At 64.9% G+C, this 19,757-nt stretch carries 19 protein-coding genes and 2 pseudogenes; 13 read left to right on the plus strand and 8 right to left on the minus strand.

The window, feature by feature from the left end; genetic code table 11:
- Positions 1-43 precede the first annotated feature (43 nt).
- A complete protein-coding gene (locus ACFVJ3_RS21795; protein ID WP_378454125.1) occupies positions 44-3,289 on the plus strand; it encodes a protein kinase in 3,246 nt (1,081 codons plus the stop codon).
- A gap of 306 nt (positions 3,290-3,595) precedes the next feature.
- Here the strand turns inward: ACFVJ3_RS21795 and ACFVJ3_RS21800 are convergent, their stop codons facing one another.
- Positions 3,596-4,450 carry a TauD/TfdA dioxygenase family protein gene (locus ACFVJ3_RS21800; RefSeq protein WP_378454008.1) on the minus strand — a complete coding sequence of 285 codons (855 nt, stop codon included), beginning with the start codon at positions 4,448-4,450 and terminating at the stop codon, positions 3,596-3,598.
- A gap of 203 nt (positions 4,451-4,653) precedes the next feature.
- A complete protein-coding gene (locus ACFVJ3_RS21805; protein WP_378454009.1) occupies positions 4,654-6,009 on the minus strand; it encodes an MFS transporter in 1,356 nt (451 codons plus the stop codon).
- A 449-nt stretch (positions 6,010-6,458) separates the two neighbouring features.
- On the opposite strand from ACFVJ3_RS21805, the gene ACFVJ3_RS21810 reads away from it, so the two are divergent.
- Both ACFVJ3_RS21810 and ACFVJ3_RS21815 read left to right on the plus strand, forming a co-directional pair.
- On the plus strand, positions 6,459-7,037 hold the full coding sequence (locus ACFVJ3_RS21810; protein ID WP_378454010.1) for a transposase: 579 nt from the start codon (positions 6,459-6,461) through the stop codon (positions 7,035-7,037).
- A 66-nt stretch (positions 7,038-7,103) separates the two neighbouring features.
- The gene (locus ACFVJ3_RS21815) at positions 7,104-8,117 is read left to right on the plus strand and encodes an Lrp/AsnC family transcriptional regulator (protein ID WP_378454011.1); all 1,014 of its coding nucleotides are present in this window, start codon (positions 7,104-7,106) and stop codon (positions 8,115-8,117) included.
- Between the two features lie 429 nt (positions 8,118-8,546).
- On the opposite strand, the gene ACFVJ3_RS21820 is transcribed toward ACFVJ3_RS21815, so the two are convergent.
- On the minus strand, positions 8,547-9,563 hold the full coding sequence (locus ACFVJ3_RS21820) for an XdhC family protein (RefSeq protein WP_378454012.1): 1,017 nt from the start codon (positions 9,561-9,563) through the stop codon (positions 8,547-8,549).
- A gap of 155 nt (positions 9,564-9,718) precedes the next feature.
- On the opposite strand from ACFVJ3_RS21820, the gene ACFVJ3_RS21825 reads away from it, so the two are divergent.
- The 5 genes from ACFVJ3_RS21825 to ACFVJ3_RS21845 all read left to right on the plus strand — a co-directional run bounded on the left by ACFVJ3_RS21825 (position 9,719) and on the right by ACFVJ3_RS21845 (position 14,766).
- On the plus strand, positions 9,719-10,267 hold the full coding sequence (locus tag ACFVJ3_RS21825; protein WP_378454013.1) for a MarR family winged helix-turn-helix transcriptional regulator: 549 nt from the start codon (positions 9,719-9,721) through the stop codon (positions 10,265-10,267).
- Between the two features lie 305 nt (positions 10,268-10,572).
- A complete protein-coding gene (locus ACFVJ3_RS21830) occupies positions 10,573-10,959 on the plus strand; it encodes a hypothetical protein (RefSeq protein WP_378454014.1) in 387 nt (128 codons plus the stop codon).
- Positions 10,959-11,828, plus strand: coding sequence for an FAD binding domain-containing protein (locus tag ACFVJ3_RS21835; RefSeq protein WP_378454015.1), 870 nt, complete (start codon positions 10,959-10,961; stop codon positions 11,826-11,828). Before ACFVJ3_RS21830 ends, ACFVJ3_RS21835 begins: the two co-directional genes overlap by 1 nt.
- Positions 11,825-12,370 (plus strand): (2Fe-2S)-binding protein, encoded by a 546-nt coding sequence (locus ACFVJ3_RS21840; protein WP_378454016.1) that lies wholly within the window; start codon positions 11,825-11,827, stop codon positions 12,368-12,370. The genes ACFVJ3_RS21835 and ACFVJ3_RS21840 overlap by 4 nt, the downstream gene beginning before the upstream one ends.
- A complete protein-coding gene (locus ACFVJ3_RS21845) occupies positions 12,367-14,766 on the plus strand; it encodes a xanthine dehydrogenase family protein molybdopterin-binding subunit (protein WP_378454017.1) in 2,400 nt (799 codons plus the stop codon). Before ACFVJ3_RS21840 ends, ACFVJ3_RS21845 begins: the two co-directional genes overlap by 4 nt.
- A gap of 361 nt (positions 14,767-15,127) precedes the next feature.
- Here the strand turns inward: ACFVJ3_RS21845 and ACFVJ3_RS21850 are convergent, their stop codons facing one another.
- On the minus strand, positions 15,128-15,649 hold the full coding sequence (locus ACFVJ3_RS21850) for a histone-like nucleoid-structuring protein Lsr2 (protein ID WP_378454126.1): 522 nt from the start codon (positions 15,647-15,649) through the stop codon (positions 15,128-15,130).
- On the opposite strand from ACFVJ3_RS21850, the gene ACFVJ3_RS21855 reads away from it, so the two are divergent.
- Positions 15,549-15,800 (plus strand): hypothetical protein, encoded by a 252-nt coding sequence (locus ACFVJ3_RS21855; RefSeq protein ID WP_378454018.1) that lies wholly within the window; start codon positions 15,549-15,551, stop codon positions 15,798-15,800. The genes ACFVJ3_RS21850 and ACFVJ3_RS21855 overlap by 101 nt on opposite strands.
- A 74-nt stretch (positions 15,801-15,874) precedes the next feature.
- Here the strand turns inward: ACFVJ3_RS21855 and ACFVJ3_RS21860 are convergent.
- Positions 15,875-15,937, minus strand: a pseudogene (locus tag ACFVJ3_RS21860) (hypothetical protein); the annotation flags it as partial.
- Here ACFVJ3_RS21860 and ACFVJ3_RS21865 point away from each other — a divergent pair.
- A complete protein-coding gene (locus tag ACFVJ3_RS21865; RefSeq protein ID WP_378454127.1) occupies positions 15,930-16,109 on the plus strand; it encodes a hypothetical protein in 180 nt (59 codons plus the stop codon). The pseudogene ACFVJ3_RS21860 and the gene ACFVJ3_RS21865 sit on opposite strands and share 8 nt — an antisense overlap.
- 71 nt (positions 16,110-16,180) lie before the next feature.
- On the opposite strand, the pseudogene ACFVJ3_RS21870 reads toward ACFVJ3_RS21865, so the two are convergent.
- Positions 16,181-16,264 (minus strand): annotated as a pseudogene (locus tag ACFVJ3_RS21870) (hypothetical protein); the annotation flags it as partial.
- A gap of 856 nt (positions 16,265-17,120) precedes the next feature.
- Between ACFVJ3_RS21870 and ACFVJ3_RS21875 the strand changes: the two are divergent.
- From ACFVJ3_RS21875 to ACFVJ3_RS21885, 3 genes are all read left to right on the plus strand, one after another.
- Entirely contained in the window at positions 17,121-17,348 is a 228-nt protein-coding gene (locus ACFVJ3_RS21875) for a hypothetical protein (protein ID WP_378454019.1), read from the plus strand.
- 292 nt (positions 17,349-17,640) lie between these two features.
- Positions 17,641-18,192 (plus strand): TIGR03086 family metal-binding protein, encoded by a 552-nt coding sequence (locus tag ACFVJ3_RS21880; RefSeq protein ID WP_378454020.1) that lies wholly within the window; start codon positions 17,641-17,643, stop codon positions 18,190-18,192.
- A 51-nt stretch (positions 18,193-18,243) separates the two neighbouring features.
- The gene (locus ACFVJ3_RS21885) at positions 18,244-18,366 is read left to right on the plus strand and encodes a hypothetical protein (RefSeq protein WP_009760353.1); all 123 of its coding nucleotides are present in this window, start codon (positions 18,244-18,246) and stop codon (positions 18,364-18,366) included.
- A 453-nt stretch (positions 18,367-18,819) separates the two neighbouring features.
- Here the strand turns inward: ACFVJ3_RS21885 and ACFVJ3_RS21890 are convergent, their stop codons facing one another.
- Together ACFVJ3_RS21890 and ACFVJ3_RS21895 are read right to left on the minus strand one after the other, a co-directional pair.
- On the minus strand, positions 18,820-19,173 hold the full coding sequence (locus tag ACFVJ3_RS21890) for a hypothetical protein (protein ID WP_378454021.1): 354 nt from the start codon (positions 19,171-19,173) through the stop codon (positions 18,820-18,822).
- A complete protein-coding gene (locus ACFVJ3_RS21895; protein WP_378454128.1) occupies positions 19,170-19,631 on the minus strand; it encodes a hypothetical protein in 462 nt (153 codons plus the stop codon). The genes ACFVJ3_RS21890 and ACFVJ3_RS21895 overlap by 4 nt, the downstream gene beginning before the upstream one ends.
- Positions 19,632-19,757: the final 126 nt, after the last annotated feature.

The following is a 19,757-nucleotide window of genomic DNA, read 5'->3' on the forward strand; positions in this document are numbered from 1 at the left end:
GCCATCCGATCAGGATGACCGAGGTAGCGTCCAGCGACCGGCAATCAGGCGGCGTGTCGGACCAACGGGGCAAACAAACCCAGGTGCGGCACTAGCAGCCGCTGGGCTCGAAGACGCCCAGGAAATCGGCCGCGGTGGCTTCGGCGTTGTCTACCGGTGTGTCCAGACTGAGCTGGACCGAACGGTCGCGGTGAAGGTCCTCACCGCCGACCTGGAAGCGGAGAACCGGGCACGGTTCTTCCGGGAACAGCAGGCGATGGGCAGGTTGACCGGTCACCCGAACATCGTCCCTGTCCTGCAAGTCGGTGCCACCGCCTCCGGCCGCCCCTACATCGTGATGCCCTATCACCTGCAGGACTCCTTGCAGGTGCGGATCCGTGACCACGGTCCCCTGCCGTTGGGTGAAGTACTGCGGCTCGGAGTGAAGCTGGCTGGCGCGGTGGAGACGGCGCACCGGCTCGGGATCCTGCACCGTGACGTGAAGCCGGCGAACATCCTGCTCACCGACTACGGCGAACCCGCGCTCACCGACTTCGGTATCGCGCACATCTCCGGAGGATTCGAGACGGCCTCCGGGACTGTGACGGGCTCGCCGGCATTCACCGCGCCCGAGGTGCTAGCGGGCGATCCGCCGACCTCCAGTTCGGATATCTACGGCCTCGGGGCGACGCTGTTCTGTGCGCTCACTGGGCACGCCGCGTTCGAACGGCGCAGCGGTGAGCAACTGATTGCCCAGTTCCTGAGGATCACAACACAGCCGGTGCCGGATCTGCGTGAGCAGGGAATCTCCGACGACGTGGCGCGCACGATTGAGCGGGCGATGTCGACGAATCCGCACGAGCGTCCGTCCGCCGTCCAGCTCGGCGACGAACTCCGTGAGATCCAGCTCCACCGGGGATTTGCGGTCGACGGAATGGCCCTGCAGGGCGTTACGGGGTCCGCGCCGCGGAAACTGCCGGACTCTGTCGTGCGGCGCCTGACGATGGCGCGCACCGTCGGGGACGTCAAGACGAATATTCGCCTGGAACTCACCAGTTTCGTCGGCCGACGGAACGAGGTGACAGAACTCAAGAACCTGTTGTCGGTGTCCCGTTTGGTGACGCTTACCGGGATCGGTGGTGTGGGGAAGACGCGTCTGGCGTTGCGGGTCGCGACCATCACGCGCCGCGATTACGCCGACGGGGTGTGGCTCGTGGAGCTGGGCGAGCTGCGTGACGAGTCGTTGCTCGTCGATATGGTCGCCGCCTCTCTGGGATTGGGTGATCACTCGGCCAGGCCGTTGATCGAGGTGCTGGTGGAGTTTCTGGTGCCGCGTGAGCTGCTGCTGGTATTCGACAACTGCGAGCAAGTCGTGGATGGGGTCGCGGGGCTGGCCGAGACGTTGCTGCGGACGTGTCCGGGATTGCGGATCCTCGCCACCAGCCGCGAGCCCCTCGGTATCGGCGGGGAATCAATGTTGCGGGTGCCTCCGCTCACTGTCCCCGACCCCGACCGACCGCCCTCCCTGCAGGGGCTGCCCCGCTACGATGCGGTGACCTTGTTCGCCGAGCGTGCAGCCGCTGCAGTGCCCGGATTCGAGGTCACCGAGGACAACGTTGTCGCGGTGGCCGGGATCTGCCATCGACTGGACGGATTGCCGTTGCCGATCGAGCTGGCGGCGACGCGGTTGCGGGCGATGTCGCCTGAGCAGATCCTTGTGCGGCTGACCGACCGTTACACGCTGCTGACCCGCGGCAGCCGAGGCGCACCCTCTCGTCAGCAGACTCTTCGGCTGTGTATCGATTGGAGCTACGAGCTGTGCACCCCGCAGGAGCAACTGGTGTGGTCTCGGCTGTCGGTGTTCGCCGGTAGCTTCGAACTCGATGCGGTGGAACAGGTCTGCGGTATGGGCCTGGCATCGTCGGATTTGCTCGATGTCGTGGCCTCCCTGGTGGACAAATCGGTCGTGATCCGGGCGGAATCCGGCTCGGCCGTGTGCTTTCGTCTGCTCGAGACGCTGCGCGAGTACGGTCGTGAGAAGCTCCAGGCCACCGGGGAGTATGTCGAACTGCGTCGGCGGCACCGGGACTGGTATCAGCGACTGACCGCCGAGGCTGAGGCCGAGTGGATCAGCTTCCGGCAACTGGACTGGATCGCACGACTCGAGCGTGAACAAGCGAATTTACGGGAGGCGATGGAGTTCTGCGTGTCCGACAGTCCCGACGTCGGACTGTGCATCGCCACGAGCTTGCTTCCCTTCTGGCTCTCCCGGAGCTTGCTCAGCGAGGGGCGGTACTGGCTGGGCCGCGTCCTTGCACACCTGCCAGCGGAGCCGACCCTGGAGCGAATCAAGGCGGTGTATGCCGGCAGCGTCCTGGCCGAATTGCAGGGCGACCTCTCCGCGGGGGCGGCACTGGTGGAGGAGGGCCGCAGGCTGGCCGAGCAGACAACCGACCCGGTGAGCCACGCATACATCGAGTACGCGGACGGCCTTCTCGCCCTTTTCAGGGGTGATCCGACTCGCGCCTGTGCGCGACTGGAAAGCGCCGGCACCGTTTTCGGCACGCGGGAGGACGCTTCACACGTCGGGGTCCTGCACCGGCTGGGGATGGCCTACGAACAACTCGGCGAATCCCAGCGGGCGATTCACTGTTACGAACAGATCGTCGCGATCACACAGGCGCACGGTGAATCGATGTACCAGTCGTTCGCGCTCTGGGCCATGGGTGACGCGGTGTGGCGCCACGGTGATACCGATCGGGCAGTTCGGCTACTCGAACAGTCACTGCAGTTGACCCGGCGGGTGAACACCCCGCGCACCGCCATCGCGTGCCTCGAGACACTGGGCTCGCTCGCCGCCGAAGCGCGCGACGCGCGACGCGCGGTCATCCTGATGGCGGCCGCCGACGAACTCGGGCGCACGGTGGGCAGCCCCACGGTGGGGTTCCCCCATCTGCTCGTCTCCCGTGAGGAGTCCGAGCAGAGGGCCTATCGGGCGCTCGGCAAGAGCTCCGTGGAGACGGCGCGCCGAGAGGGGCGGCGCTTGGGCTTTGACGCCGCCATCGCCTATGCCCTCGGCGAACGGCTTCCGGACGCGTCGCCTAATACGTCGGTGAAACTGACCAAACGTGAACGGCAGGTCGCCGAACTGATCGCCGCCGAGGGCCTGACCAACAGGGCGATCGCCGCCCGACTGGTGATATCGCCCCGCACCGCGCAAGGTCACGTGGAGCACCTACTCACCAAACTCGGCTTCACCTCCCGCGCGCAGATCGCAGCCTGGGTGGTCGAGCAGGCCCAGCAACGATGACACACGGCCTCGTGATCGATAGCGCAGGGACGGCAATCCTCAATTTCACTGCATCGGGTAGATATTGGAGCGGACGGTCCGTTGTCCGGGCCTAGAGAGGAAGGGAGGTCCAGGTCCGCTTCTCTTCACCCCGAACACCGACGACGCCGTGGAGCACGCCTATCGCGTTCGGATGATCTCCGGAATGTGCACCACCCGCCTGTGTTCTCCTCCTCGATGGTGCTGTCACCGTCATTGATCAGCCCATCGAGGGGATGAGCGCTGCTGGGCGACCGGTGATCGGGTCGCCCTGCAGGCGATCAGGTGTCAGGCCGGGCGGTCGCCTCTGAGGGTGACGCGGTGCATGCGCCTGTAGTGCGGGTGGTAGTCGCCGACCGCGTAGTGTTGCGTCGACCGGTTGTCCCAGATCACCAGGGAGTTCGGTTCCCAACGGAATCGGACCTGATACTCCGGGGTCTTGGCGAGGCCCGTGAGCATGTTTCGTAGCGAGTCACTCAGCTGCGGAGGAACCCCCGAGATGCGTGAGGTGAACAACTCGTTGACGTAGACAAGTCTACGACCGGTTTCCGGATGCTTGCGCACGACGGGGTGGGTCATCGGAGGATACTTTCGGCGTGTTTCCTCGTACCGTGCTTCCCCGTCATCTCCCTGGCGGACAACGCCGGTCAGTTCCTTTTCCCAATCGTGCACGGCCTCGAGCCCGTCGATGAGGTTCTTCATCGTCTCCGGCAGCGCGTCATACGCGGCCGTCATGCTCGACCACAGTGTGTCACCGCCGCAGGGCGGGATGTCCTGAGCGTGGAGGCAGGTCGCGGAATTCGGAGTCGCCTGCCAGGTCAGATCGGAGTGCCAGACGTCGGTTCCGGCTGCGCGACCGCGTGATTCGAGCACCTCGATGAACGGGTTCCCCGGAAGGGAGGGAAAGAATGCACTTACTTCCTGGGGGTCGCCGAACACCTTCGCGAATCGGAGCTGATCTTCTGGATCGAGGTGCTGATCGCGGAGAAACAGGACCTCGTGTTCCAGGAAGGCTGTGCGCAGTTCGGTCTGGCACTGCGGTGTGATCTCGTCACGAAGATCCAGGCCGTGGATGAACGCCCCGATGGTTGGTGTTGCGCGTTCCAGGGTGAATGTTTCGTAGCGTGATTCATTGCTGCTCATAGGGTTTCCTTCCGTCAGCGTGTTATCTGTTACTAGATGGGGCGAATTCTGTGCCGCGGCGGGCGGGGCCTGAACCCCTAGAACACAGGACGGTGAGCACCCCTTCTCCGAGAGGTTGTTCTTTCAGGAGCCGTGGGACCCGATCAGAGTTCGCTGTCATTGTGAGTGCTTCCGTGCCCGAGAGGCGACGTCCATGAGGGGTATCACTCCGAGTAGGTGGGAGTGCGGAGCCCGCTCACGTTATCGGTGCCGATTCCGCTGTCGGCTTGCGTGTCTTTTTTCCGGTTCGTCCGTCCGAGCACCAGTACGCAGACGAACGACAGTGCTGCGGTGACGAAGACATACAGGGAAATGGAGATGGACGCATGAGTTGCGCTGAGTAGTGTGCCGGCAATGAGAGGCGCGATAGCGCTGCCCAAGAGGTTGCCGAGGGTGGTGGCCAACGACAGCCCGCTGTAGCGGACTCGTGCGTCGAACGCCTCGGAGAAATATGCCGGCTGCAGCGCCCACGGGATGTATACGGCGATGGTCGCGGCGACGTAGCAGACAGCGATGAAGCCGTACGAGCCCGAGTCGAGCGCCCAGTAGAGGGGGAAGGCGAGAGAACCAATGAGGGCAAGGCCCAGCAGGAAGAGCCGTTGCCGGCCGAACCTGTCGGAGAGCGCACCTGCGATTGGGGTGACCACGAATCCGACCGCCGAGGTGACGATCACCAGAATCAGCATCGAACTTTGACTCAGGCCTCCCGACTCTTGCGTGTAGACGAAGTTGTACACGGTCAGGAGGTAGAAGAAGATGCCCGGCGACAGGCTGGCGCCGGCGACCAGGAGGACCTGCTTCGGATGTGTGCGAAGAACTTCGATGATGGGCAGGCGCACGACCGCGTGCACACCCTTGACCCGGTCGAACTCCGGGCTCTCCGCGACCTGTACCCGGATGATCAGTCCGGTGATCACCAGTACCGCACTGAGCAGGAACGGAACACGCCACCCCCAGGCCATGAAGTGATTATCGGCCATTGCATCGAGGGGTAGGTACACGGTCATCGCCAGGATCAGTCCGACCGCCACACCCGCCTGCGGCCAGCTGCCGAAGAAGCCGCGACGGCTATCGGGAGAATGCTCCGTCGCCATGAGCGCAGCACCGCCCCATTCGCCGCCGAGCGCGAAGCCTTGCGTCAGTCGCAGCAGCACCAGCAGCACCGGAGCGAAGGCGCCAATGGTGGCATAGGTCGGCAACAGGCCGATCAGTACGGTGGCGACGCCCATGATCAAGATGGTGACGACCATCATCGATTTTCGGCCCACCCTGTCCCCGAAGTGACCGAACACGATGGCACCGATCGGGCGGGCGACGAAGCCGGCGGCGAAGGTCGAGAAGGCCAGCAGTGTTCCGATGGCCGGGTCGAAGCTGGGGAAGAAGTGATGGTTGAACACGAGCACCGCTGCGGTGCTGTAGATGAAGAAGTCGTACCACTCGATGGTTGTGCCGATCAGGCTCGCTAGCGCGACCTTCTTCGGCGAGCCTGCGCCCGCTGGTCGTGCGACTGCACCACCCATATTGTGCCTCCCGGCTATTTGACGAACATGCGATCACGCGGCGCGTGAACCGCGTGGCGAATCAGAGCGTTCTAAGGAGCCTCTGTTTCTGAATAACGTGCACAGTTGAAAACCTGCAAATTACTTAAGTGGTCAATATCTTAACGCTGAGGCTAGTTGTGCGCAAGCTCTCATTTCTTAAAGTTTGAGCCCTCAACCTGCTGTTATGCCGAACCGCGAGACCGCAAGATTCGGGCACTGAGTGACAGATGAAATAGAGCGGAAAATGGATTCTCCGGCCCGAAACGCCGCTACACACCTCGGCCGAATCAGCCACGCATGGCTCGCACGAAGAAATAGACCGTGTGCACAGTTAACGATTTCCACTCGTGGGCGGAAAGCAAGAGAAATCCACGTGGGATCAATGTGCGAAACATGGTCAGCGGCAAGATGGCACACCACGAACAGAAATGTCCGCAGAGATGCGGATCCTGACGGGGTTGCCGGCACTCACCCAAGCCGCGCGGGGTGCGATCGTGTGGGACGTCAGCGTGCTCACCAGCATGCGGCGGGCGTGCGCTGGGCTCCCGAGGCGCAGTCCGTGCCGCCCGGGCGAGGTCGAGATCGAGCCCGCCGACCACGCGTTGCGGCGCTCCCGAGATGGGTGGACCACCAGGACGTATCTGGCCTACCTGGCCGCAGCGGTCCCTGATCACCTCGGCCGCGGCGTCAGCGTAGTCGTCCAGGTCGAACCGACGTCCGGGATCCCCGCTGTGCCCGTAACCGGGGGCGTCCCACGCGAGCAGCCTCAGGGAACTGTTGAGCTCACCGAATTGTGGTGCGAAACTGTCGGCGCTACCACCGATTCCGCGCAGCAGGAGAGCGGGACCGGTGCCAGCCCCGACTACGTGCGCCACAACGCCCGCCCGCTGTCTACCCGCCCGTTGGACGGCACCTTCCTCACCCCTGACGGATTGTGTCCACATGCATCGACCTCGACTTCGTGGGCCGGGAGTCCCGGTTGCGCAACTCGCGCTCAACCACTCTGAGTGGCGCACCTCACGAGACCTAGGTTTTGGCCGATTTCCATAATTTTTACGGCCATAATGTCCAATATGACCTCTCAGGCTGCAGCAGAACTGGACCTTGCAATTATCGGCGCGCTGCAGCTCAACCCCCGCGCTGACTGGGCGGACTTGGCGGAGGCACTTCAGTACTCGCCGAAGACACTCGCCCGAAGATGGAAGCTGTTGTCCGAGAGCGGCTCGGCATGGATCGCGGTGGCTCCGGGCCCGACCTTCCTGCAATTCGGATGTGCCGCATGGCTTGCGATCACCTGCAGACCCCAGAGCAAGCATGACGTTGTAGAAGCCCTGATTGCCGAACCAGCAGTCGACACGGTATCGAGCACATCCGGGACGTCGGACTTCCATGTGATCGTGTTCGTGTCCAGCATTGCCGACCTCACCCGTCTGCTCACCGACCGCATCGAGGTGATCGAAGGAATCAGGTCGGTGGCAACGACGGTCGTGCTCACCAACTACACAGAAGGCGCGCGGTGGCGCGTCCAGGCGTTAGACCTGGAACAGGCTCATCTTCTCCAATTACCCCAGGCAGCGCCCACACGAAGGAAAACGATTCCATTCCTGGACGATCTCGATCGTTCTCTGCTCGGAGCTCTGGCGAAAGATGGGCGTCAAGCATGGACCACACTCGGCGAGCAATGCGATGTGACCGGACCGACCGCGCGACGCCGCGTCGAAAGGCTGATCGACGGGGGCCGCGTGGCCCTGCGCTGCGAGGGAGCGAACACACTTGTCGGTCCAGTCGTTGAGACGACGTTCATGATCACGACCGCACCGAGCGAGGTGAACACGGTCGGCAACCTATTGAGCCGAATTCCAAAATGCCGAATTGCAAACGCCACTACCGGAACCTCGACAATCGTCGCCACGATGTGGTTTCAGACGATTAGCGAGATCGCGCCATTCGCGGCTGCACTCACGCGAGAACTTCCGTCCATCACCATTTCGGACCGGTTCATCAGCCTCCACACATTCAAGAGGGCAGGACATGTCCTTGGTCAGGATGGACGAACCACCCGATTGATCCCGCGGGCCATCTTCTAGCGGGAACGAACAACCCGTAACCAGCCGACACCCGGAGCTCTTGGGCGGTGACCGATCATCGATCCGCTTTCGGAAGGGCAGGTCATTGACATCGACAACCCTGTTGGCGCCCTCCTGCTCGGCGCCAACGACGCCAGCCCGAACGCCACCGCCAGCACCAGCCAGTCGCTGAAGATCTCGGGTCGGCGGCGACCCGGCTCTCCACATTGGCAGGCATGACAGGCCGCGACGACCTGCGAGATGCGGGCGTCGCAATGACGAGGTTGGACATTCGGACACTCCCTGTCGAGACGCCGAGAGCTACCTTGCTGCCGGTGCGGGCTGGGAGTGGGTGGACTGGAAGGAGCATCGGGACGAGATGCTTGCCGGTGCCTCTCCGGCGGCCCGTGAGTTGCTGCTCACGCTGCTCGGTGATCCGCCCGGCGGGATCTATGTCGAGGGCCGCGACGATCGGCCCTGGTTGGACCCGATGATGATTTCGGCGGCAATGGAGATGGCGGTCTCGGCTGGTCCGCGGTTGCCGATATCGAGGCCGATCGGGCTCGATAGTGCGGTGAGGTGTTCGGGGCGGAGACCGGCGGCGGTGAGTGCGTGTCGTCGGTTGGCGTCGGCGGTGAGGGACCCCATGGCACCGATATAGGCGAGGGGGTGTGCCCATTTGGCCTCGTCGAGGCATTCGAGGAGGACCGGGATATCGATCTTGGGGTCGTGGGTGAGAACGATGATGACTGTGCGGGAATCGAATCGGCCTTCGTTGCGTTCGCGTGCAATCCAGTCCGACGGCCATTGGCACACGACTTCGTCGGCGTCGGGAAATCGCCCTGGTGTCGTGAACACGGGGCGGGCATCGCAGATGGTGACGCGGTAGCCCATTCGGGTGCCGAGTAGCCCGGTCTCCGCGGCGAAGTCGGTGGAACCCACGATCACCATCCGTGGCCGGGATTCGAAGCGTCGTATCAGTGTTCCGGAGGGGGTCAGGCCGGTGGGGGCGTCGAGTTCGTGTGCGATGCGGTGGGTACCTGCGTCCGGTCCGGTGAGGACGGTCTCGAGGATGACGGTGTCGTCGCGCAGTGTCCGTTCGATGAGGTCGGCGAGTTGCGGCATGGTGTCGCGGTCTACTCGTTCTACGAGCACGGTGAGCGATCCGCCGCAGGTCAGTCCGGGTTCGAGGATGTCGCCGGTCGGGCCGTAGTGCTCGATTCGGGGGTGGCCGGTGGTGAGGACGTCGAGGGCGGTCTCGTAGAGGGCGCCTTCGACGCAGCCGCCGGAGATGCTGCCGACCACGGTTCCGTCCTGGTGGACGGCGAGCATGGCGCCGGGGTCTCGCGGGGATGACCCGTGGGTGGCGATGACGGTGGCGACCGCGACAGCGCGGTGCGCTTCCCATTCGGTGTGGATGTCGCGCAGGACGGTGTTCACGGGTGCCTCGCATTCTGTTCGCGTCACGGTTCCGGCGACCGGGGCTGGGGAGCCGTCGCGGTGGTGGCGAGGATCGTACAATAGTTTTGCGCAAAGATAATTACCTGAAATTGTTGTGAGCCGGTCGCCGGCAGGCGCGACTGATTCGCGGCACCGTGCCCTTGTCGAATCTGGAGTGTGAAGTGGCCGAATCGGATCGGGTGGATGGGGTCGGTGAGATCATCCGGCAGTGGGCCCGGACGCGCCCGGAACTGGACGTGTCGGCGCTCGAGGTTTTCGGACGGCTGCATCGTAGTTTCCTGCTGTACCGGGCTCAGATCAACGAGCTGTTCGAACGGTTCGGAACGAACGAGGCGGGGTTCGATGTTCTCGCCTGCCTTCGGCGTGCGGAGCCGACGTTCCGGCGCACCGCCGGGGAACTGGCGAAGCAGACCTTGATCACCACGGGTGGCCTGACGATGCGGGTGAACCGGCTCGAGGATGCCGGCCTGGTGCTGCGTGAGCGCGATGACATCGACTCACGCGTGGTGTATGTGACGCTCACCGACGCGGGCCGGACACTTGTCGACGCTGTCTCGGATGCGCACTTCGCGGAGCTGGGGCGGATGCAGGGGGGACTCGAGGGTGGTCAGCGCGAGCAGCTCGCCGATCTTCTGTCCGTTCTCGAGGGATCCTTACAGGCTGCCGCATCGGAGAATGCCGCAAAGTCGCTCGGTGCAGCGTCTGCATAGGGCTCGGATCCAATATGGACGTCCTCGGGCGGGCGTTCCGGGTCGCCTGACGTGGCCGCGGGCGTTCTTGGGGTAGTGCAGCGACGCGTCGGTGGCGGCGTTTCGGTACAGCTACGGCTGTGACGTGCATCTCTTCGGTGGGCGGTGCGCCTCGGCTCGGTAAGCCTCGCCTGATCGGTGTGGCGACCGTGGCCGAGCTATTGACCTCGTGAAGCCGACAACGTTAAATTGTCTTATAGCAAAGATACTTTGCGCTGAGTCTTCTTGGACCGGCATCGGTTGTCCTTTCGAATGGAACGAGGCACATGAACAAGAGCGGCCTTGCCACGGTGGCTGCGAAGGGCGGCGGCGGCACAGTGATCGCCCTACCCTCGCGCGGCGCTGCGACCCCCGAGCAGAACCCAGCAGACGGCAGGATCGGCGCGCGTGGCTCCCTTGCCACCGTGCTGTTCCTCCCCGACAGGGCCGCCTACGACTGCGTTGGTAGTGAGGATCCGATCGTCGTTCGCGACCATCTTCGGGGCCGGAATCGGCGTAAGTTCGTCTACACCGGATTCTGTTCGGTAGCCGTCCGCGCCGCACTCGACGTCGCCTTCGCGGCCGTCGAGCGGCGCGCCCTACAAGGGGTGAATCACCACATGCATACCGGCTATGGCAGACCGCGCCGCACACTCGTGCGGGGAGCCCGCTGATGCGCACCCAGGCCCTCGGCGCCGGGTTGGTGGCGCAGACCCAATTCGCGATGGCCCCTTTCCGGCTCCATCGCCCCACCACCATCGAGGACGCCCTCGCGATCGTGTCCGAACATCCGGACGCCGTCATCGCCGCCGGCTGCTCGGATCTGGTCGCCCAGATCCGCGAGGGGTGCGCCCCAAACACGTTGGTGTCGCTGCAGAAGGTCGATGCGCTCCGCGCCACCAGACACGAGGCCGGCGTACTTCATATCGGCCCGATGGTGACCCACCACATGGGTGCGACGGACGAGATCGTCGCCGCCGCGATCCCGAACCTCGCGGCGGCATGGGCGTCGATCGCCACGGTTCGGATCCGCTACACCGCGACCGTCGGCGGAAACCTGATGGCGCGGCGGTACCGCTACGAGATGCCGCTGCTTCTCGGGGCGCTCGACGCGGACCTGGTCTTCGACGCCGGCGCGCTCTCCCGCCCGGTCGCGTCGTTGTGGGCGCACAGCGGAACCGATCAGCGAGGCCTGTTGACCGACATCACCGTACGAACGGACGACCTCGTCTGGTTCGGATATGAGCGTTCGATGCGTCCGACGGCGACAGTGGCCCTCGCGGTGCGCCGCAACCCCCACGGCACCCTGCAGGTGCGCGCGCAATCGGGATCGGAGTACCGCCACGGATTCGCTCTGACGGCCGATACCGGCGCCCGCGAACTCGATCCGCTCGAGGTGAGTGCGCAGCTTGCCCAGCAGCTACCGGACGATTGTGCCGATTACACCGGCTCGGCGGAGTACCGCCGGCACCTGGTGCGTGTGTTGACGCGCCGCCTGCTCACCGCGGCGTGTGCGCAGCTGAAGGGAACGACAACGAGATGACCGAGTACTCCGATCGCGAGACCGACCGATCCGCTGCCCCCGACGGTGAACTCGACACCTGCATCGAGTTCGCCCTGAACGGCGTCAAGCAGACCGTGCGCGTCGCCGCCAACGCCATCCTGCTCGACGTCCTGCGCAACAACCACGGCTGTAACGGCGTTCGCGGTTCCTGCGAGCGCGGGGTCTGTGGAGCGTGCACCGTGCTCGTGGACGACCTGCCCGTCGCCTCCTGTTCGACCTTCGCGTTCAGCATCGACGGCGCCTCGGTCGAGACAGTGGAAGGGTTGGCCGCGCCCGACGGCACGCTGTCCCCGCAGCAACGTGCATTCTCCGAGTGCGGGGGTTTCCAGTGCGGCTTCTGCACGTCCGGGATGTTGATGCTCACCACCGGGCTGCTGCGTCAGGACCCACAACCTGATCGCGGCACGATCCGCGAATGGATCAGTTCCAACACCTGTCGCTGTACCGGATACGAGATGATCCTCGAATCGGTCGAGCGCGCTGCCGAACTGACCGGTGAGACGCACGGGGAATCCGCGTGACGACGACAGCCGAGTCCTTCACTCACGACGTCCACTCCGACGCCGCGAGCGGCGGATACACCGTGTATTCGCTGCCGACCGCCTCTCCGGACAAGCGGGTCACCGGACGCGATCTGCCGCGCGCGGACGCCGCGGTCAAGGTGACCGGCAAAGCGGTCTACAACACCGACATCGTGCGACCGGGCATGCTGCACGCGAAGGTGCTGCGTAGTCCGCACGCGCACGCTCGTATCGTGTCCATCGACGCGAGCGCCGCCGAGGCACTGGACGGCGTCACCGCGGTACTGACCCGCAACGAAACCGACGGCCTGGCGTGTTACGGCACCATGGTCAAGGACCAGCCGGTCGTCGCGACGGACGCGGTCCGCTATGTCGGCGACATCGTCGCCGCCGTCGCTGCGGTAGATGAGCGCACGGCCCTGGCGGCACTGGACCTCATTCAGGTCGAATACGAGATCCTGCCCGCGGTATTCGACGTTAACGAGGCCCTCGATCCGTCGACGCCGACCATCCATCCGCTCGAGCCGCGCGGCGGGTTGCCCCCGTACCGGAACGGCGCGTCGGCGTCGCTGCGCAGCGACCACAATGTCAGCTACGAATTCCGGTACAGCACTGGATCACCGGACGTGTGGGAGGAGTGCGACCACATCTTCGAGGACACCTTCCTTTTCTCCCGGATGAACCACATGCATCTCGAACCGTTCGTCACGGTCGCGGAGGCAACCGACGAACAGATCGAGGTCTGGACGGCGACACAGAGCCCGTTCAACCTCCGCCAGGAACTCGGGCACGTATTCAACCTCCCCGAAAACCGGATCCGGGTGCACGTCGCCCTGCTCGGCGGCGCGTTCGGCGCGAAGAACGGCCCGAAGGCCGACCCGGTCGCCATCCGCCTGTCCCAGCTCAGCGGCGGCCGGCCGGTGCGGTTCTGCATGAGCACGGAAGAGGGCTTCCTCACCGTGTCGCAGCACGCGGCGAAGCTGATCGTCAAGGCCGGCGTCAAGGCGGACGGCACCTTTGTCGCCCGCAAATCGACGGTGCTCCTCGACAGCGGGGCCTACGCCGAGCACAGTCCGGCGGTGGCGGAGAAGGCCGGTTATCGGATGCCGGGCGCGTACCGCTGGCAGCACATCGACACCGTCTGCAAGGCGGTCACCACGAACACTGTGCCCGCCGGCGCCATGCGCGGCTTCGGGGCCACCCAGACCACGTGGGCCGGCGAACGTCAGATCGACCTCATCGCGCAGCGACTCGGCATCGATCCCTACGCACTGCGGCTGAAGAACCTCAAGAAACTCGGCGAAGAATTCGTGCCGGGGGATGCGGGGATCGACTCCGACCTCGCCGAGGGGATGCGTCTGGTCGCGGACGCTATCGGCTACCACTCCAGGGATCGCCGGCGGAACCGCGGCATGGGGGTGTGCGTCGGCCTCAAGGACAGTGGCGGCGGCAACAAGCCCGCGATGGCGCGGGTCAAGGTGACCGCCAACGGCGACGTCTTCCTGAACTGCGCGCTCACCGAAATGGGCCAGGGCGGGCACTCCGCGATGTCCCAGATCGTCGCCGACGTCCTGCGCACCAGCCGCGACCGCGTCGTGTACACGCGCATCGACACCGACCACACCCCCTTCGATCAGGGCACCAACGCCTCGTCCGGCGTGGTGGTGATGGGACAGGCCGTCCGGAACGCGGCGGAGAACCTGCGTAGACAAGTGCTCGAGTGGGCCGGTGAACAATTCGCCATCGACCCGGCCACCGCGGTGCTCGACGACTGGACGGTGCGCACCCCCACAGGCGAGGTATATCCGCTTTTCGAGCGGATCATGGAGTTCTTCGGCCACACCGGGTTCGAGTTCTCGGCCGACGGCTATTACAAGGTGCGCAATGATGCCAATGCGCCCTTGGCCGCCCGGTGCGTCTTCTACGAGATCGGGTGGGCGGCAGCCGAGGTCGAAGTCGACCCGGAGACCGGCAGGGTCACGGTCCTTCAGCTCGTGGTCAGTGGTGACGCGGGCAAGGTGATCAACAAGATCGGCTGCCGCGGACAGGACGAAGGCGCCGCCATACTGGGACTCGCGCAGGCACTGTTCGAGGAAATGCGCTACGAGAACGGTGAACTTCTCAACGCCGAGGCACTGCTGTACCGCGTCCCACTCGCGGAGGACCTCCCCGAGCGGTTCGTCTCGATCACCCAGGAGCAGGGACACGGCGCCGGTCCCTTCCGCGCCAAAGGCATGGGGGAGGGCGGCATGCTCCCCATCGCCCCGGCAATTGCCCAGGCCATCGCCGACGCGGTCGGTGCCCAGCTTACCGAGTTGCCGATGACACCAGAACGCGTCTTTCGTGCACTCCCACCCGGCGGCGTACCCGGTCTCCCGCCGTTGTCGCACGCCTGAATGCAACCGGATGCCACCGGTCCCAATACCCGACCGGCGGCGGATCCGGCCAAACGAAGTGAACGAGCCATGCGGATACACCCGAGGTCGCGGAACAACGAAAAAGTGCTGCCACAAGATCACCGACGGCACATAGCAAAAGAACCCCACGAGCAGACCCGCACACACCCCCAGCGAAATCCCCGTACCAGTCGCACCGACCGTCCGCCCGCGTTCATGGCTGCGACACCGGCGCTCTCATCTTCGGTGAGCCTGGCTTCGAAGAGACAGGCAAGGGTTCGTCCACTGAACGTCCGTCGGATTGAGAGAACCCGGCAACCCGGAGTCGGTGGGTCACGCCCAAGAGCCGACACCACTCGGTTCAGCCGCCCACAGCCGGCAACTTTGCCGCAGCGTCATGGAAGGCACGCACGATTGCGGCCGAAATCCGACCGCGGAAGGACACTTCACGGCTCTCCCCGATCGCCCACTCTCGAATCTCCTTGGCCGTCTTCTCCGCCGGAGCCGTGCCCGCCGCCGCTCCCTTCACCGGAGTCTCCTTCTCGACAACCTTCTCCACGGCCGTCGACTTCGCCCCAGCCGTCTTCGCCGGAGACTTCCTCGCGGCTGCCTTCTTCGCGGCCGTCTTCGCGGCCGTCTTCGCGGCCGCCTGCTTCACCGGCACCGCTTTTGCCTGAGCCTTCGTCGCCTGAGCGTCATGGAAAGCTTGCTCGATCTCGGCCGAAATCCGGCCGCGGGGAGACACTTCGCGACCCTCTCCGATCGCCCACTCTCGAATATCCTTGGTCGTCGTCTTCGCCGGAGCCTTACTCACCGCCGATACCTTCGTGGCAACAATCTTCTCCGCGGCCGTCGACTTCGCCCCAGCCGTCTTCGCCGGCAACTTCTTCGCAGACGCCTTCTTCGCAGCCGTCTTCTTCGGCCCAGCCGTCTTCTTCGCCGGAGCCTTCTTCGCGACCGTTTTCTTCGCGGGAGCCTTCGCCGCGACTATCTTCTTCGCGGCCGCCTTCTTCGCCGGCACCGCTTTTGCCTGAGCCTTCGATGCCTGAGCGTCATGGAAAGCTTGCTCGATCTCGGCCGAAATCCGGCCGCGGGGAGACATTTCGCGACCCTCTCCGATCGCCCACTCTCGAATATCCTTGGTCGTCGTCTTCGCCGGAGCCGTGCTCACCGCCGGTACCTTCGTGGCGACAATCTTCTCCGCGGCCGTCGACTTCGCCCCTGCCGTCTTCGCCGGAGACTTCCCCGCAGACGCCTTCTTCACAGCCGTCTTCTTCGGCCCTGTCGTCTTCGCCGGAGACTTCTTCGCGGCCGCCTTCTTCGCCGGCACCGCTTTTGCCTGAGCCTTCGTCGCCTGAGCGTCATGAAAAGCTTGCACGATCTCGGCCGAAATCCGACCGCGGGGAGACACTTCGCGACCCTCTCCGATCGCCCACTCTCGGATCTCCTTGGTCGTCGTCTTCGCCGAACCTTCGGAAATCCTCGGTGATACCGCCATCGTGCTCTCCTTCTACGTCAGGCCAATCGTCGAACGCACACAGTAACGGCAGGCTCGCCCCGGAAATGAGGAAGCTCACCGAACCAACAATTCAACGTCTGTAAGACATTGTCCATGTGGGCAGACCACACACGATCCTCTTCGAGCTCAACATCACATCGCACCGAGCTTCATCCAGGACGAGCACGACCCACCCCGACCGGGACAGTTCTCCACCGAAATCCCGAAATAGCCTCGGCAGCTGCGGCATTGAACTGGATCGACAGTGCCGAAATCGGTGTTCACGGTGCCGAGCAGGGTGTGCGCCTGACGGCCCACCACCTCCTCACCGAAGACTGTGCCGCAATTCCGGCGGTGCAGCCCTCCCGGACTCGGGTCACAGCGGCACCGAACCTTACGTCGCGAAGGCCGCGCGCCGGCCGCATCCCCAGCAGCCCGGAGAACACCGTCGTGGCCGTGGCACCGCATTCGGGGGGTGGTCACCCACAGCCGGCATCATTCTCTTCCGCACCGCACTCACACACGGTTCACCCGAAACCGACTGCGGCACCGTGCACACGAGAGTGGAGACAACTCGACACAACACCGCGATGATCAACAGGCACCGGGACGGCTTGCCCTCGCGACAACAGTGGGGCGCGCGCCGGCCGAGAAACCGCGGGTGCTCACTCCGATCAGCTGGCGTCACCCCGTACGTCGCCGCGTTATCCCAATGTCAGATCGAAAATCGTGAAGGAGCGAGGCGAGCACCATCTCTCGGGCCCACCCGCCGGCATCGAGCGAAGCCGACCGCACCACCGTCAGCGTCGGTGGTTTTTCGTCCGTCGACCAGCATGAGCGCGAGTTCATTGCGTCCGTGCCGGCACTCGTCATGCAGCCCCCGCGCGGCGATCGTGTGGGCCGAGATGTCGGCCCATGGTTCGGCGGGTCTGCGCGTAGTCCCACCCACGTGCACGCCGTCAGCTCGGCGTCCTGGCCGAGCCTGATGATGTTCCGCTGGCCACCGCAGGACCGCCACCTCGACATCCTCGTCGAGCACCAGTTCCGTCAACGACTTGGCGGCCAACGGCCCGCGTGCGGATGATCCGGTCCGGCGGGATGTCCTGGCCGCGCAGTATTGCCTCGGCAACCACGGCGCCGACGGACAGACCGACATACACCGCGGCCAGCTCCCCCATCGCACCTGTTCCCGTCAGCGCCGACAAGGTCTCGGCGCACATCGTCACGGCTCGGCATCCGGCCCCGGAGCCCCCGCGTCGGGGGCGGAAGATCTCCCGGTTCAGGCGCAGCGGCGGCCGGTGTCGGTCGCTGCGTGCGCAATGAATGCCCTCTACCAGCACAGATTCGGTGAGATGCGGTTCACGTACGGTGTGGAGATGGGATCGCCCATCACCAGTCTGTACTCGCGCGTGGCGCAGGACTTCACCGATCGTCTCCGGGGCTGCCCGCAGGACCGCTGGAACTCGGCCTCCCCCTGCCCAGGCTGGACCGCCTGGGACGTCGCCGCCCATGTGGTGGGTAACCACCGACGGGCCTGCGCAGGGCTCCGGGGAAATGACTACCGGGCGCCTACCGCCGGGGAGGACGTGGTGGCCGCATGGCTGGATGCGACGGCCCGGGTACAGGCTGCCCTGGAGTCGGAGGCGACCGCCCAGCAGGTATTGGGTGCCGAGTTCGGCAACCTGCCTTTCGAGCAATTCGTCCGGCGGATGGCGTGCGCCGACACGCTGATTCATACCTGGGATTTCGCGCGCGCCACCGGGCAGGACGAACACCTCGACCCCGAGGCAGTCGAGCTGGCCCGAACCTTTCTGGTCGCAGAAGACGACCGGATCCGGCTCCCCCACACCTTCGGGGCCAAGGTGGCGCCCACAGACAACGCCGACGCCCAGACCCAGCTGTTGAACTTCTTGGGCCGCGCCACCTAACCGAATGAACTGCGTGGCGCACAGAGTCCGCCGCACGGCTCTATCGACGATGTGCCGATCGACTGGGCTGATCGCGCGACGACGCCATTCTTCATCGTCGCGGTCGCGTTCGGCGGTCTGGTCGCGATCGCCGTGTGGCTCGATCTGCTCTTCAGGGTGACGTTGCTGCCCTGAACTGAGGAACCGCATCGAAGACGCTGAGTGCGGAGATCTTCTCCGCCATCCCGCCTGTTCCCGGATCGACCGCGACCGGAGATGCAACGCGCCGTCGCCGGCCCCGTCATGCCTCCCGCACCGGATTCAGATGCGTTCGCTCGGCGCCCAGAACCTCACTGCCCACCGAATGTAGGGTCGGGAGCCGGCTCGGTGGCAGATCCAGACCGAAAGTCGCGCAGCCACTATGAGCAGAGCGGACTCCCGCTCAGCTGTTCTTCTTCGCGACCGTGGCCATGGTGCCCCGTTTCCAGCTCCCGCACTCAAACACTCGCTCAGTGTGCGGCTCGGGCAGGGACGACGAATAGAACAGTATGCTCGCACAGCACGGTTCCAGGTCGCGAGCCGACCACCTCGGCTCCCCGACTCCGCTGAGTCGATTCGATCAGGTCCCTATTCAGCACAATGGCAACATTATTCGGTCTGTTTGGGGTGCCCTGTGCCCGCATACTTCAGCCACAACGTGCGGTGCTCGATGTCCAGCACATACCAGACCCGGCCACCGGCGGTGACCTCGTACTGCCACTGCTCCATCTCCACCCCGTTGTGCACCCCGGTCGCGAGCTTGCCCTTCAACCGGTGATGGCGCGTCGTCGACTCCCCGACGACCGTGCGGCGTCGCAACTCCTCGTACGCCACCAATGTGTTCGCCGGCGCCTGCCGGCACAGCTCATCCCACCCCTTCGCCGCGTCACTGGTCGCGAACCGCAGCTCCCACAACTCGCCCGATGCCGGCGGCGCGACCCGCTCGCCCCGCTTCGGACTCACAGCTCCGGCACCGGCACGGCCCCGAAGTCACCCTCGGACGGCGTCGACAGGATCCGGGCCAGCTCCGGATCGGCATACACCTCCGCCGTATGCCGCCACGTCTCGATCGTGCGGGCCGGTGGAGCCGGATTATCCAGCGACGAACCCGCCCGCAGCGACGCGATCAGCTCGTCGACGAAGTCGGCGACCTCCTCAGCCGACAGGTAGCTCACCCACGGGAACGCCGCCGCCACCACCTTGCGGACCAGAACACCGTCATCGGAGTGCAACAGGGCATCGACCATCGCCGTCGCCGCCGCGAGCACCTCCCGCTCCTGATCCGCCCGCACCGCCGTCATCAACACCAAATCCTCATCGTCGCGCCGCGTCACCCGCAGCGGCCGCGCACCCGACCGCTGCCACTCCGACAGCGTCGCCTTCCCCTTGTTCTGGATATCCGAGAACGGCACCTCACCCACAGACATACTTTCAATGTACTTTTAAAGTACCCGGGGAGGCAAGCTGCGCATCCCAGAGGCCTGTGAGGTCAGCGCAGTGCCCCCGAGAGGGTGATGCCCCGTCACCGGCGAATAATGGTCCCGCCG

It is taken from the genome of Rhodococcus sp. NPDC127593, assembly GCF_042671975.1.
Classification (GTDB): Bacteria; Actinomycetota; Actinomycetes; order Mycobacteriales; family Mycobacteriaceae; genus Rhodococcus_F.